The organism is Roseateles oligotrophus, assembly GCF_025717515.1.
Classification (GTDB): domain Bacteria; phylum Pseudomonadota; class Gammaproteobacteria; order Burkholderiales; family Burkholderiaceae_C; genus Paucibacter_A; species Paucibacter_A oligotrophus.
On sequence record NZ_JAJIRN010000006.1, the window covers coordinates 135614 to 148380 of the forward strand.

The 12767-nt window shown below is 62.9% G+C and carries 13 protein-coding genes and 1 pseudogene; 8 read left to right on the forward strand and 6 right to left on the reverse strand.

What is annotated here, in order from left to right; genetic code table 11:
- The first annotated feature begins 85 nt into the window (after positions 1-85).
- From LNV07_RS14040 to LNV07_RS14065, 6 genes and pseudogenes are all read left to right on the forward strand, one after another.
- Complete coding sequence (locus LNV07_RS14040) at positions 86-1072, forward strand: LysR family transcriptional regulator (protein ID WP_263571791.1); 987 nt, start codon at positions 86-88, stop codon at positions 1070-1072.
- Between the two features lie 16 nt (positions 1073-1088).
- The gene (gene gluQRS / locus LNV07_RS14045) at positions 1089-2003 is read left to right on the forward strand and encodes a tRNA glutamyl-Q(34) synthetase GluQRS (protein WP_263572069.1); all 915 of its coding nucleotides are present in this window, start codon (positions 1089-1091) and stop codon (positions 2001-2003) included.
- A 12-nt stretch (positions 2004-2015) separates the two neighbouring features.
- A pseudogene (locus LNV07_RS14050) lies at positions 2016-2360 on the forward strand (FKBP-type peptidyl-prolyl cis-trans isomerase); the annotation flags it as partial.
- A gap of 30 nt (positions 2361-2390) precedes the next feature.
- The gene (locus tag LNV07_RS14055) at positions 2391-2738 is read left to right on the forward strand and encodes an FKBP-type peptidyl-prolyl cis-trans isomerase (protein ID WP_263572070.1); all 348 of its coding nucleotides are present in this window, start codon (positions 2391-2393) and stop codon (positions 2736-2738) included.
- Between the two features lie 103 nt (positions 2739-2841).
- The gene (locus LNV07_RS14060; protein ID WP_263571792.1) at positions 2842-3600 is read left to right on the forward strand and encodes an MgtC/SapB family protein; all 759 of its coding nucleotides are present in this window, start codon (positions 2842-2844) and stop codon (positions 3598-3600) included.
- A 32-nt stretch (positions 3601-3632) separates the two neighbouring features.
- Positions 3633-4955 (forward strand): M1 family metallopeptidase, encoded by a 1323-nt coding sequence (locus LNV07_RS14065; RefSeq protein WP_263571793.1) that lies wholly within the window; start codon positions 3633-3635, stop codon positions 4953-4955.
- Here LNV07_RS14065 and LNV07_RS14070 read toward each other — a convergent pair.
- Positions 4949-5737 (reverse strand): SDR family oxidoreductase, encoded by a 789-nt coding sequence (locus tag LNV07_RS14070; protein WP_263571794.1) that lies wholly within the window; start codon positions 5735-5737, stop codon positions 4949-4951. The genes LNV07_RS14065 and LNV07_RS14070 overlap by 7 nt on opposite strands.
- Before the next feature lie 10 nt (positions 5738-5747).
- Positions 5748-6671, reverse strand: coding sequence for a DMT family transporter (locus LNV07_RS14075; protein ID WP_263571795.1), 924 nt, complete (start codon positions 6669-6671; stop codon positions 5748-5750).
- A gap of 293 nt (positions 6672-6964) precedes the next feature.
- On the opposite strand from LNV07_RS14075, the gene LNV07_RS14080 reads away from it, so the two are divergent.
- Together LNV07_RS14080 and LNV07_RS14085 are read left to right on the forward strand one after the other, a co-directional pair.
- Positions 6965-8041 (forward strand): GGDEF domain-containing protein, encoded by a 1077-nt coding sequence (locus LNV07_RS14080; RefSeq protein ID WP_263571796.1) that lies wholly within the window; start codon positions 6965-6967, stop codon positions 8039-8041.
- A gap of 170 nt (positions 8042-8211) precedes the next feature.
- Positions 8212-9777: a sensor histidine kinase gene (locus LNV07_RS14085; protein WP_263571797.1), complete on the forward strand. Its 1566-nt coding sequence runs from the start codon at positions 8212-8214 to the stop codon at positions 9775-9777.
- 3 nt (positions 9778-9780) lie between these two features.
- Here the strand turns inward: LNV07_RS14085 and LNV07_RS14090 are convergent, their stop codons facing one another.
- The 4 genes from LNV07_RS14090 to narJ are packed head-to-tail and all read right to left on the reverse strand — an operon-like array spanning position 9781 to position 12767.
- Complete coding sequence (locus LNV07_RS14090) at positions 9781-10482, reverse strand: carbonic anhydrase (RefSeq protein ID WP_263571798.1); 702 nt, start codon at positions 10480-10482, stop codon at positions 9781-9783.
- Positions 10483-10498: 16 nt separating this feature from the next.
- Positions 10499-11347: a peptidylprolyl isomerase gene (locus tag LNV07_RS14095; protein WP_263571799.1), complete on the reverse strand. Its 849-nt coding sequence runs from the start codon at positions 11345-11347 to the stop codon at positions 10499-10501.
- Between the two features lie 11 nt (positions 11348-11358).
- Entirely contained in the window at positions 11359-12081 is a 723-nt protein-coding gene (gene narI / locus LNV07_RS14100) for a respiratory nitrate reductase subunit gamma (RefSeq protein ID WP_263571800.1), read from the reverse strand.
- The gene (narJ, locus tag LNV07_RS14105) at positions 12078-12767 is read right to left on the reverse strand and encodes a nitrate reductase molybdenum cofactor assembly chaperone (protein ID WP_263571801.1); all 690 of its coding nucleotides are present in this window, start codon (positions 12765-12767) and stop codon (positions 12078-12080) included. Before narJ ends, narI begins: the two co-directional genes overlap by 4 nt.

Genomic DNA, 12767 nt, shown 5'->3' on the forward strand with positions numbered 1-12767 from the left:
GGCCAACCCGCCATCGTCGCAGCGGCTTGATGTCACCATTCAAATAAGATGAAGCTCCCCGCCCATATGTGAATCCAAGCACCGCATGCAAAACCCGGAAAAACGCCGCGCGCTGACACCCGAGGCGCTGATCATGATGGACACCATCGCCCGCAGCGGCAGCTTTGCGGCGGCCGCGCGCGAGATGGGCAAGGTGCCCTCGGCCTTGACGTATAGCGTGCGCCAACTGGAAGAGGCGCTCGACGTGCTGCTGTTCGATCGCCGCTCGCGCCAGGCCGAGCTGACCGCGGCCGGCAAAGAATTGCTGCTGGAAGGCCGCCGCCTGCTACAGGAAATCGATGCGGTGGCCAACCGCGTGCGCCGCATTGCCACCGGGTGGGAGAGTGAGCTGACCATCGTCATCGACGATGCCGTCGCCCGCCGTGCCTTGTTCGATCTGATGGAAGCGTTCTACCAATTGCCGGCAGGCTTGGACGGCAGCGACACGGGGCCTCCGACGCGGCTGAAGCTGCGCGTCGAGGTCTTGTCCGGCACCTGGGAGGCCTTGATCTCGGGCCAGGCCGACCTGGCCATCGGCACCTCGGCCCAGCCACCCGGCGCGGCGGTCCATTGCGAATTGATGGGCGAGATGAAGATGGTCTTCTGCGTTGCACCTCATCACCCGCTGGCAAACGCTACCGAGCCGCTGGAGTCAACCACCATGGTCAGCCACCGCATCATTGCAGTGGCCGACACTGCACGCAGCCTGACCCCGATAACCATTGGCGTGATGCCCGGCCAGGAAGTGCTGACCCTGCCCTCGATGGCCGCCAAACTCGAGGCCTTGTTGCGCGGCATGGGCTGCGGCAGCATGCCGCTGGAGATGGTGCGCCGTCATGTCGAGGCCGGCCGGCTTGTCATCAAGGAAACGAGCCAAGGGCAACGCATCTTTCCGCTGCATTACTCCTGGCGCAAAACCTCGGCCGCGGGCGGCCAACCGCCCGGGCGCGCCTTGGCTTGGTGGTTGGAGCAGCTGCAAAGTCCGACCACAAGGCAGGCCCTGCTGGAGCAGCATGCCGGCTTGATCTTGTGAGCGCGCTGAATTGAGCATGTACATCGGCCGCTTTGCCCCCTCGCCCACCGGCCCGCTGCATGCGGGCTCGCTGGTCGCCGCACTCGCCAGCTGGCTCGATGCGCGCGCGCATGGCGGGCGCTGGCTGATCCGCATCGAGGATGTGGACGGGCCGCGCTGCCCGCCCGGCGTCGACCGCGTGATCCTCGACCAGCTGGCGCAATGCGGCCTGCACCCCGACGAGCCGCCGCTTTGGCAGTCGGCGCGCGGGTCGCTGTATGAGCAGGCCCTGGCCACGCTGCAGAACAGCGGCTGGGTCTATGGCTGTGCCTGTTCACGCAAACAAATTGCCGGCGCGCTGCAGGCGCAAGGATGGCAGAGCGAGCGCCATGGCGAACTGGTCTACCCCGGCACCTGCCGCGCTGGCCTGCAAGGCCGCACAACCCGGGCCTGGCGCCTGCGCAGCACGCTTGACCTCGCCGGCATGCAAGACCTGACCCTGACTTGGCAAGACCGGCGCTTGGGCGCGCAGACGCAGAACCTCAGCCGCGAGGTCGGCGACTTTGTGCTCAAGCGCGCCGACGGCCTGTGGGCCTATCAGCTCGCCGTCGTCATTGATGACGCGGCGCAAGGCATCACCGACATCGTGCGCGGCGCCGACTTGGCCGACAACACGCCGCGCCAGATCAGGCTGCAGCAATTGCTCGGCCTGCCCACCCCGCGCTATCTGCACACGCCGCTGGTGCTGGGCGCGGACGGCAACAAGCTGTCCAAGCAAAACGGCGCTGCCGCGCTTGAGCTGAGGGACGCTGCCTTGGCCCTGCGCTCGGCGGCGAGCGTGCTGGGCCTGCAGGTCGAAGGCGACACGGTGGCTGAGATACTGGCCCAAGCCGTCAAGCGCTGGCAAAGCTCATTTGGTGGCATGATGCCGGCCACGTATTCACACAAATAGGAAGTTTTCATCATGATCACCACCCCAAGCGGCCTGCAGATCGACGACACCGTTGAGGGCACAGGCGCGGTCGCCAAGTCCGGCCACGATGTGTCGGTGCACTACACCGGCTGGTTGTTCAATGACGGCGTCAAAGGCCAGAAGTTCGACTCCAGCAAGGACCGGGGCCAGCCCTTCAAGTTCGAACTCGATGGCGGCATGGTCATCCGTGGTTGGGACGAAGGCGTGCAAGGCATGAAAATCGGCGGCAGCCGCACCTTGGTCATTCCTCCCGAGCTGGGCTATGGCGCACGCGGCGCCGGCGGCGCGATTCCGCCCAACGCGACGCTGATTTTCGAAGTCGAGCTGCTGGCCTTAAGCGGCGGCGACACCGCCGTCGAGCTGAACCTGACGACCAATCCAAGCGGTCTGCAGTTCGAAGACACCGAAGTCGGCACCGGCCTGGAGGCCAAGGCCGGCCAGCGCGTCACCGTGCATTACACCGGCTGGTTGTTCAAGAACGGCAACAAGGGCAAGAAGTTCGACTCCAGCAAGGACCGCGGCGACCCCTTCCGCTTTGCCCTGGGCGGCGGCGAAGTGATTCGCGGCTGGGACGAAGGCGTGCAAGGCATGAAGGTTGGCGGCACCCGCATGCTGGTGATCCCGGCCGATATGGGCTACGGCGCACGCGGCGCCGGCGGCGTGATTCCGCCCAATGCGACGCTGCTGTTTGAAGTGGAATTGCTGTCGGTCTAAAACGCCGGACTCATATACAAAGGCCTCGATTGAGGCCTTTTTTTTGGCTAGAGCCGAGCCACAAACGGGTTAGTATTGACTCAGCCACGGAGGGAGACCTGCCTTGAACCTACTCGACCTCGATCACCTCTTGCGCTACTGGACCGCCGAGCAATGGCAGGCCAATGTGCTGATGCTGTTCCACCTGCTCGGCGCGATGGGACTGGGCCTGGTTTTGGGCTATGAGCGGGCTTATCACGGCCGCGCCGCCGGCATGCGCACCTACGCGCTGGTCTGCATGGCCTCGACCGGCGTGATCATCCTGCTGGCCTATCCGCAGCAGTGGTACGGCGGCATGCAAGGCGGCAACTTGGCCCCGCAGCTGGCCGACCCAACGAGGGTCATCCAAGGCATCGTGACCGGCATCGGTTTCCTCTGCGCCGGTGTGATCATGAAAGAGGGCATGAATATCAGCGGCCTGACCACCGCCGCTTCGATCTGGGCTGCCTCGTCGATAGGCGTTTTGCTCGGCATGGGTTTCTATTTCGCCGCCATCATGCTGACCCTGCTCTGTGCCAGCCTGATGATGTGGGGCGCCAAGCTGGAATCGCACCTGCCCTCGCACCCTGCCATTGCGGTGATGCTGCGCGGCGAACCCATGCGCAGATTTGCCCAGCAAGAACTGGCCGATTTCAGCAATAGCTTGGGCTTTCGTTTTGCGCCCGGCTCCCTCAGTGTCGAGATGGTGGGCGAGCAGGAAGAATGGCGCTTTGTCTGTACCGCCAAGCACAACTTTGGCGGCCAGACGCTAACGCGCTTTGCCAGCCGAGTGACCGAGATCCCGGGCGTGGTGCAGTACCGCGTCACGCATGCCAGAAACTGAAGCACAGCCTTCCTAAGCCTTAAATTGCACGGATGCGCATATTCTCTTTGGACCGCCCCGTTTTCGTCGCCGCCAGCCTCGCCCTGGCATTCAATGCCTCCCCCTCCCAAGCCCAGTGGCAGGCTCCCGCTTATGAGCTCAGGCTGCGGCCCGACTTCGAGACCAAGACCGTGGCGGCACAGGCCGTTGTCAGCCTGCGCCGAGGGGCTCAGCTTGAAGACGAATTGCGTCTGAGCGCGCCGGCTCTGGAGATTCACAGCGCCGGCGTCGACGGCATCGCCCTGAGCCCCGAAAAACACGACGGCTATTGGCTGATCAAGATGCCTCCGCTGCTGGCCGCAAGGTTGGATATGTCCCTCAAACTGGACTATCTCGCCCGCGCCGGCGAGGGCTTGGTATTTGGCCCCGACTATGTCTACACTGCCTTTCATACCTGCCGCTGGCTGCCCTGCCTGGGATCCGATCTGGGGCGCGCCAGCCTGAAGACCACGCTGGAGCTGCCCGCCGGTTTCAGCTCCTTGGCCAGCGGCGTGCCGGTCGCGCCGCAGCCAGTAGAACAGCAGCAGCAGCAGCAGTGGCTGGAAGCTGCACCCTACCCGCTCTACACGCTGGGCTTTGCGGCGGGCCGCTTCACGCGAACCAGCCAAAGCGTAGACGGCAAGGAGCTGCATTATTTGAGCGTTGGCGATGACGCCGCTGCGCTGCAATCCAAGTTCAAAACCACACCCGCGATGCTGGCCTTCTTCAGCGCCAAGGCTGGCTTGACCCTGCCGCACCCCGCGTACAGCCAGTTGCTGCTGCCCGGCGGCGTCGCCCAGGAGATGAGCAGTTACGCGGCGATTGGCCACAAGATGCTGGACCCCATCCTGGAAAACGAGCAAGAGGACTGGGTCATTGCACATGAGTTGGCCCATCAATGGTGGGGCACTTGGATCAGCTGCGAACAATGGAGCGAGTTCTGGCTCAATGAAGGCATCACCGTCTTCATGACCGCCGCCTGGAAGCAGCAACGCTGGGGCGAGGCCGCCTACCAGCGCGAACTCGACATTGCCACGCGCGGCTGGCAGCGGGCCAAGGATGCGGGCTTTGACAAGCCGCTGAGTTGGCCGGGCGACTATCCCTCACTGAGCCTGAAACGCTCTATCCATTACAGCAAGGGCGCCCTCTTCATGCATGCGCTGCGCCAGGACATGGGTGAGGAGGCCTTCTGGGCCGGCTTCAAACGCTACAGCCAGAACAATGCCGGCCGCCAAGTGCGCGCCGGCGATCTGCAAGCCGCCATGGAAGCGGCGGCCGGGCGCAGCTTGCAGCCGCTGTTCGATGCTTGGGTCTACGCCGCCTCGACCGGTCAATAAACGCCGGGATAAGCGCCGCCATCCAGCAAGATGTTCTGCCCGGTCAGGTAGCCAGCCTGCTGACTGCACAACATCGCGCAGATGGCGCCGAACTCGGCCGCGCTGCCAAAACGCTGGGCCGGAATGCCGGCTCGGCGCCTGGCTGCGAATTCCTCGCTCGATAGGCCAGCCTTCGCCCCGCCGGCCGCGAGGGTCTTGTGGAGCCGCTCGGTATCAAAAGCACCGGGCAGCAAATTATTGATGGTCACATTGCGCCCGGCCAAGTTCGACTGGCGCGCCAGCCCGGCGACAAAACCCGTTAGGCCCGAGCGTGCGCCGTTGCTCAAACCCAAGACATCGATGGGCGCTTTGACCGCGCCCGAGGTGATGTTGATTACTCGACCAAAGCCACGGGCGGCCATCGCGTCAACCGTCGCTTTGATCAGCTCGATCGGCGTCAACATATTGGCGTCGATGGCGGCCAACCAAACCGCGCGGTCCCAGTCCCGGAAGTCGCCCGGCGGTGGCCCGCCGGCGTTGTTGATCAAGATATCCACCTGCGGACAGGCGGCAAGCGCCGCCGCTCTGGCCTCGGGCGTGGCGATGTCGCCCGCCACGGCCAGCACTTGCACCGCGGGATCGAGCAGGCGCAACTCGGTGGCCTTTTCCTCCAGGGCCGCCATGCCGCGTGCGGTGATGACGACGTTGCAGCCCTCACGCACCAGCGCCTCGGCGCAGGCCGCACCCAAGCCCTTGCTCGCCGCACATACCAAGGCCCAACGGCCATTCAGTCCAAGATCCATTGCTTCTACCTCAACGCCATTTCGTTAACAGCCAAACCCCGGTCATCACCAGCAAAGTGCCGGCAGCGACCCAGGGCGTGAAGGGCTCGCCCAGAATCAGGCTGCCCATCAAGATGGTTGACATCGGCCCAATCATGCCTGTCTGCGCCGCCAAAGTGGCGCCGATGCGCTCGATCGCCATCATCACCATCAAGACCGGCGCAAAAGTGCAGACGGTGGCGTTCAGCAGCGACAGCCACAAGACCGCGGGTGCCACGGCAAAGGCCGAACTCAGCGGCCGCAGGACCAGGAACTGCCCAATACAGAGCAGGCAAGCCACCGTTGTGGCCAAGCCGGTCAGACGCAAGGCCCCGAGACGTTTGACCTCTTCACCGCTGAACAAAAGATAGACCGCATAACTGATGGCGCTACCGAATACCAGGGCGGCGCCAAGCAAGGCATTGGCGCCTTGCAGATGCAGCTCTTGGCCAAACACCAGCAGTACGCCGGCATAGCTGACGGCCAAGGCGAGCAATTGCCGCGCCGTCACCCGCCGTTTGAACAGCAGCCAGCCCAGCGCCAAAACAATGGTCGGATTCAAGTAAAGAATCAAACGCTCAAAACTGGCGCTGACATAGGCCAGCCCCGCGAAGTCCAGAAAACTGGCCAGGTAGTAGCCGCTAAAGCCCAGGCCGAAAATGACGATCCAGTCGCGCCGAGTCAAGGCCGGCTTGCCTCGACCCGCCCACCAGGCCAGGGCCACAAACAGCGGCAGCGCAAACAGCATGCGCAGCATGATCAAGGTTACGGCGTCAACGCCGTGGCGGTAGGCGAGCTTGACGATGATGGCCTTGCCGGAAAAAGCCACCGCGCCTAGCGAGGCCAAGGCAAGGCCGGGCCATAAGAGCAAAGCGGGCCGAGGGGGAACTGGCCGAGAAGAAACGGGAGCTGTCATTGCCTTGATTCTAAATTCCGCATCGCGGCCAAGCTTGGCTGCGAAGGTTCGGCATTAATTAACGCTTGCTTCGTCAAGCTTAGATGAGCATTCAAATTCCCCTTATGAGCGCGATTGTGCGGTCGATACCAGCGGGTGCCGGTCTCGCTGATTGCATCGCAGCGCGCCGACGCGGCCAAAAGCGTGAGCGACCATCAAACCTGCGCGCCTGGTCAACGCCATGGTCTGGTTCGACTTGAAGATTAGCGCAGCTAACTATGCAAATGGACGGGGAATAATATGAGGATGAGGACATGAGATATAGCGACAGCATGGCGCGCAGCGCCGAGCATCTGCGTGCGGCCTTGCCCCTGATGACCAAACAGCGGGCGGCCCTTCATCCGACCAGCTATGCCGTTTGGTATGAATTTGTCAGCGGCAGAAATCCGAGGCTGAACCAAGCATTGCAAATTCACACCGCCGGTGGCAACACCTTGGACGAGCAACAGACCTGGGCCATGTACCGGGAGCATGTCTGTGAGCTGGACCCGGCCCTGGGCGGCCGAATCGCCGATGGCTTCAGCCAAGTGCTGGATTCAATGGCCGCGTCAGCCGCCCAAGCGGGTCAAGAATCGGCACGCTTTGACACCTCCTTGTCGGCCTGGGTGGAACAGCTATTGAGCAACCCACCGCCGCAGGCGCAGGCCGATGTGCTGCAGGAATTGCTGTGCGGAACGCGCGAAATTCGCGGTGCCTTGAGCGATTTGCAACAGCGTTTGGACAGCAGTCAGGGCGAAATCCATAGCTTGCGCGAAGAAGTGCAGCGAGCGCGCGGCGAAGCCTTGCTGGATGCCTTGACGGGCCTGGCCAATCGGCGCGCTTTTGACCAGCAATTGCAGCAATGCATCAGCGCGCCAATGGCTGACGCCGCGCAGGCTCCATGCCTGGTGCTGGGCGACATCGACTTCTTCAAACAGATCAATGACAGCTATGGCCACGCCTTCGGTGACCGGGTATTGCGCGCCGTAGCTCAAACCTTGAAGAACGTGGCGGAGCAAACAGCAATAACTGAGCAAGCCGGAGCCATCGGGGCAGCCAAAGCAGCGACGATTGCGGCCCGTGTTGGCGGTGAAGAATTTGCCATGCTGCTGCCAACGGGCAATTTGCAGCAGGCGCAAGCAATGGCCGAAACCATGCGCAGCAGCGTGGCGGCGGGCCGCATTCGGCGCGGTGACAGCGCACAAGACATCAAGCGCGTGACGATCTCGCTGGGCGTCGCTCAAATGAGCGCCGGTGATTGCGCCGAAACGTTTTTCAAACGCGCCGACCGGGCGCTCTATGCATCCAAGCACACCGGCCGCAACTGCGTCACCGTCTTGGCGGCCGCCTGAACCGCGTCAAGGTGGGTAGAAATCCTAGCAACAGTAGCGCCCATCAACACCCGCTTGCCCCTACACTGGGCTTCCAAAAGTTTCCCGGCAAAGACAATGTCATTCAGGATCATTTGTGAGTACCCACAAGCGATGGCTGCTGCCGACCAAGTGCCCTGGGGCAATTGCTGATGTTTGAACGCGCTTCACTTCGCTATGCGGTCGTGATCGCCCTGTTGATCGGCTTGCTGGTGCCGACCGCCGTGGCCCTGTTGTGGGACGCGCAGTCCACCCGGAGTACCGCCAAAGAGAATTTGGGCAAAGATCTTGAGCGCATCACCCAGGTCATGGCGCTGTCGCTGGCCGAACCGGTCTGGCAGGTTTCGCCCGATTTGGCCGAACCGATGATCAAGGCGCAGGGCGATGACCCCCGCTTCATCTCGGTGGTGGTTCGGGAACAGTCTGCGTCGACCGCGTTTCAAGAGCAGCATTGGCCGGAACGAGCCGGCGACCCAGACCTGACCCTCAGCAAGACCTTACCCGTCAAACGCGACGGCCGCCAGATCGCCGAACTGACGATAGAGATGAGCGCCGCGCCGCTGGTGGCAGCCAAACAAGCAGACACGGTGCGCACCATTTGGCGCAGCGTATTGACGTTAACGTCCTCCTCGATTCTGATTTTGTGGGTGATGCGCCGGCGGGTGCTGCTGCCAATGACGCAATTGACGCAGGCAGCCGAAGAACTGGCCGCTGGCAAGCTTGAACAGCCCCTGACCTTGAGTGGCCATGACGAGATTGCCCGGGTTGGCTTGGCCATGGAGAGGATGCGCCAATCGCTGCTGGCCGCCTTTGAAGCGCTGCGCCAACATGCCAACACCCTGGAAGAACAAGTCGAACAACGGACCACGGAGTTGACCGCCAGCAATGACGAACTGACGCTGGCGATGGCACATTTAAAAACCGCGCAGCATGAATTGGTGGAGTCTGAAAAACTAGCCTCGCTGGGCCGATTGGTCGCCGGAGTCGCCCATGAATTGAACACCCCGCTGGGCAATTCTCTGACCGTGGTGTCCTCGCTGGCGGATCGCTACAAGGCCTTGGACGAGATGCTTCAGGGCAATACGCCGATGCGGCGCAGCTTGCTCGAAGACCTGGTGCGCGACACCCGTCGCGGTCAGGACATCCTGCAGCGCAATGTGCAGAAGGCCGCCGATCTGGTGCGTGACTTCAAGCAAGTGGCAATCGACCAAACCACCGACCTGCGTCGTGACTTCGAGTTGGCGCGTGTCGTCGAAGATGTGCTGATCATGGTGGAGCCCAGCTTCAAACACACGCCTTTCATCATCAAGACCGAGTTGGGCGCAGGCCTGGCAATGAATAGCTACCCCGGCTCACTGGGCCAGGTGCTGACGAATTTGCTGATCAATGCGCTGGTGCATGGCTTCGAGGGCAAGACCGAAGGGCTGGTCACAATACGCTGCGCGCAACTGAGCGCCGATGAGGTGGAACTGAGTATCAGCGATGACGGGCGCGGCATGGACGAATCGGTGCGCCGGCGCATCTTCGACCCCTTCTTCACCACCAAGCTCGGCACCGGCGGTTCGGGTCTGGGCATGCACATCGTGCACAACATCGTCACCAATGTGCTGGGAGGTCAGATCGAGGTGATCAGCTCACCCGGCCAGGGTGCGCGCATGATGATTCGCCTGCCGACGGTGGCGCCGGAGCGCGGTGGCGCCGAAGCATCACTGCATTAGCCGTCAAGCTTTCGGCGCCCAGGCGTCGTCAATCTCGTTGAACAAGGCGCCGGGCTCCTCGGCATGCGCCCGGTAGGGTCCGGTGCCACTGTGTTCGGCGCTCGATGCCGGCACAAAGCGGCCCAGGTTGACATCAAACACATTGACCTCGCCGGCCTCGATCACGCAGTGCCAGCCGTGCAAGGCAATCTGCCCCGCCTCGACGCGCGAGCGCACCATCGGGTAGTCCATCAGCCGCTCCAGTTGCAGCACCACCGAGCGCTCCTCGGTGCGGCGCAAGGCCTCATCGCTGAGCTGCACCGGCAGCGTCGCCTCGCGACCCAGCTCCAGCCAGGACTTCAAATTGGTGGCCTCGGGGGGCACCTCGCCATAGAGCGCGCGGATGCCGCCGCAATGGCTATGGCCGCAGACGATGATGTGCTGGACATGCAGCGCCAAGACCGCGTATTCGATCGCGGCGGCGGTGCCGTGCAGGCCACTGGAGCCATCGTACGGGGGCACAAAGGCGCCAACGTTCCGGACCATGAAGAGCTCGCCCGGCCCGGCCCCGGTCAGCATATAGGGCACTAGACGCGAGTCGGAGCAGCCGATGAACAGCGTGGTCGGATGCTGGCCCTGGTCGACCAGATCCTTGAACTGCGCCTGGTACTGAGGGAAGTAGTCGGTGTTGAAACGACGCAGGCGCGTCAGCAGTTCATCGCTCATGGCCTGATACCGAAAATCACTGCAACAGCGGTGAGTCCGCGGTTTCCAGATCAAGCCCCGTCAATTCCGCCTCACCCGCCAGCAAGCTCAAATATTGGCGCAGCGCCGTCATATAGGCCTGCTGACGCAGCACCTGAGCGATCGAGCCTTTGACAGCCTCGAAGCTCTGCGCCACACCGGCCTCGCGGGCCAAGACCTGGATGATGTGAAAGCCGAACCGCGTGCTGATCAAACGCGGCAGCACGCCGATATGGGCGTTGGCTTCGTCCTGCGCAAACAAGGCCGAGCCAAACTCGGGCGCGCAGTCCTGTGCCTCCAGCCAACCCAGATCGCCACCTTCGGCGCCGCTCGGGCAGTTGGAATTTTCGGCCGCAGCCTTGGCAAAAGCGGGGCTGTCCAGCGCCTCGCAGCGCAAGCCCACCAGCAAGGCCTCGGCCCGCTGACGCAAGGCCGGCACGTCGACACCCGGCGTTACGGCGAACAGAATATGCCTGGCCTGGACCTTTTCGCCCAGATGGTAGCGGGCCGGATGGGCATCGAAATAGCGTTTACAGCTGGCCTCGTCGGGCTCGGGCAATTGCAGCTCGCGCTCCAGCAGGGCCAGGGTGGCATCGGACGCCGCCTCGCTCAGCACGCCGTCCAGCGAAGGCAGATCACCGACCGCCAACAGCCCCCTCCTCTGCGCGGCCTGACGCAACAGCTCGCTATAGGCACGCTGCCGCAAGGCCTCCGGGTCCGGCGACTCGCCCTCGCCATGCAAGGGCACGCCGTTGACCATCGCCACGGCCACCTTGACATCGTCAACGGCGGGCGCCGTACTGGCGCAGCCACAGCTCCCGCCGCCGCATCCTTGGTTTTGACTCATGCTGACCTCTATCAATGTTGTTGCGGTTGATTGTGGCCGGGCGGCAGCGACAAGCGCCGGCTGCGCACCATCTGGTAAGGCCTGAACAGATAGGCGACCGTGCCGAAGCCGCTCCACACATGGACCAAACGCGTGAAAGGGAAGACCAGGAACACCGTCATGCCGAGGAACATATGCAGTTTGAAAACCCAGGACGCATGAGCCAGCAACTCCACCGCGCCACCTTGGAAGGTCACGATGCGCTGCGCCCAACCGGCCAGATTCATCATCATGCCGCCGTCCAGATGTTGCGCCGACAAGGGGATGGTTGCCAGACCCAGCGCCAGCTGAACCCACAGCAGCACCAGCAACAAGATGTCGCTGGGCTTGGAGTTGATGCGGATGCGCTCATCGCTGAGGCGCCGGTGCAGCAGGATGGAGACACCGGCGAAGCCGAACACACCGGCGATGCCGCCGCTGATCATCGCCATCAACTGCTTGTTGCCGGCGCTGATGAAATGCTCGTACATGAAGTGCGGCGTCAACATGCCGAAGCTGTGGCCAAAGAACAGGAACAGCACGCCGACATGGAAGAGATTGCTGCCCCAGCGCAGCGAGCCCGCGCGCAGCAGCTGCGAAGAATCGCTCTTCCAGCTGTACTGATCGCGATCAAAGCGCAAGAGACTGCCGACCAGAAAGACGGCCAGGCAGATATAGGGATAGATGCCAAAGAGGGCGAAATCGAGCGAGTTCATGGCCGCACTCCTTCTTGTTGATGATGATGAGTCTTTCTGACGATATGAATCGGCTGAGGCGCACCGGGCTTGCTCTGGCCTTTGCTGGAGCAGCCATCAAAAGCGGCCGGCTCTTGCCAGGCCTCATCGAGCGCCTCGTCGACGGTGATCTGCACCGCTTGCGGCGTCTCACCGGCCAACTCCAGCACAGCGCCAATCGCTGCGGCATAAGGGTTGTCGCGCTTGATCAAGCCGCTGTGGATGGCGTTCAGGATATGCGCCATCTCGGCTAAAAAGGCCTTGGCCGTCTCGGCCGGCTGGGTGGATGCAAACTCCAGCACCACCGGCAAGTAATCCGGCAGTTCACTGGCTTCAAAGAACATGCCGCCGGCCGCGTAGGTCTGCTGCAGGTCAACCAGGGCCGGCCCACGGTCGCGCGAGTCGCCATGCACATGCTCGAACATATGCAGGCTGGTCGCGCGGCCGCGGTCGAAGCTCTCGACATAGCGAGCCTCGACCTCGTAGGCGTCGCCTTGCTGCAACGTTGCCATCAAGGCCTTCATTTCGGCCAGACGGACCGGGCTCAAGGCGCCCTCCTCCGTCAAGACGGCGAACAGCTCCGGCAAGGCTGCGCGCATTTCTGCATGCGGATAGTCGAGCAAGCGGGCCAACACGCGGCAGGATTTGGAAAAAATTGCTGTTTTCAT

Bases quoted from the DNA above. Each gene is read 5' to 3' on its own strand.
- LNV07_RS14040 (WP_263571791.1), top strand. From the start codon at position 86: ATGCAAAACCCGGAAAAACGCCGCGCGCTGACACCCGAGGCGCTGATC.
- gluQRS (WP_263572069.1), top strand. From the start codon at position 1,089: ATGTACATCGGCCGCTTTGCCCCCTCGCCCACCGGCCCGCTGCATGCG.
- LNV07_RS14065 (WP_263571793.1), top strand. From the start codon at position 3,633: ATGCGCATATTCTCTTTGGACCGCCCCGTTTTCGTCGCCGCCAGCCTC.
- LNV07_RS14070 (WP_263571794.1), bottom strand. From the start codon at position 5,737: ATGGATCTTGGACTGAATGGCCGTTGGGCCTTGGTATGTGCGGCGAGC.
- LNV07_RS14075 (WP_263571795.1), bottom strand. From the start codon at position 6,671: ATGACAGCTCCCGTTTCTTCTCGGCCAGTTCCCCCTCGGCCCGCTTTG.
- LNV07_RS14080 (WP_263571796.1), top strand. From the start codon at position 6,965: ATGAGATATAGCGACAGCATGGCGCGCAGCGCCGAGCATCTGCGTGCG.
- LNV07_RS14085 (WP_263571797.1), top strand. From the start codon at position 8,212: ATGTTTGAACGCGCTTCACTTCGCTATGCGGTCGTGATCGCCCTGTTG.
- LNV07_RS14090 (WP_263571798.1), bottom strand. From the start codon at position 10,482: ATGAGCGATGAACTGCTGACGCGCCTGCGTCGTTTCAACACCGACTAC.
- LNV07_RS14095 (WP_263571799.1), bottom strand. From the start codon at position 11,347: ATGAGTCAAAACCAAGGATGCGGCGGCGGGAGCTGTGGCTGCGCCAGT.
- narI (WP_263571800.1), bottom strand. From the start codon at position 12,081: ATGAACTCGCTCGATTTCGCCCTCTTTGGCATCTATCCCTATATCTGC.
- narJ (WP_263571801.1), bottom strand. From the start codon at position 12,767: ATGAAAACAGCAATTTTTTCCAAATCCTGCCGCGTGTTGGCCCGCTTG.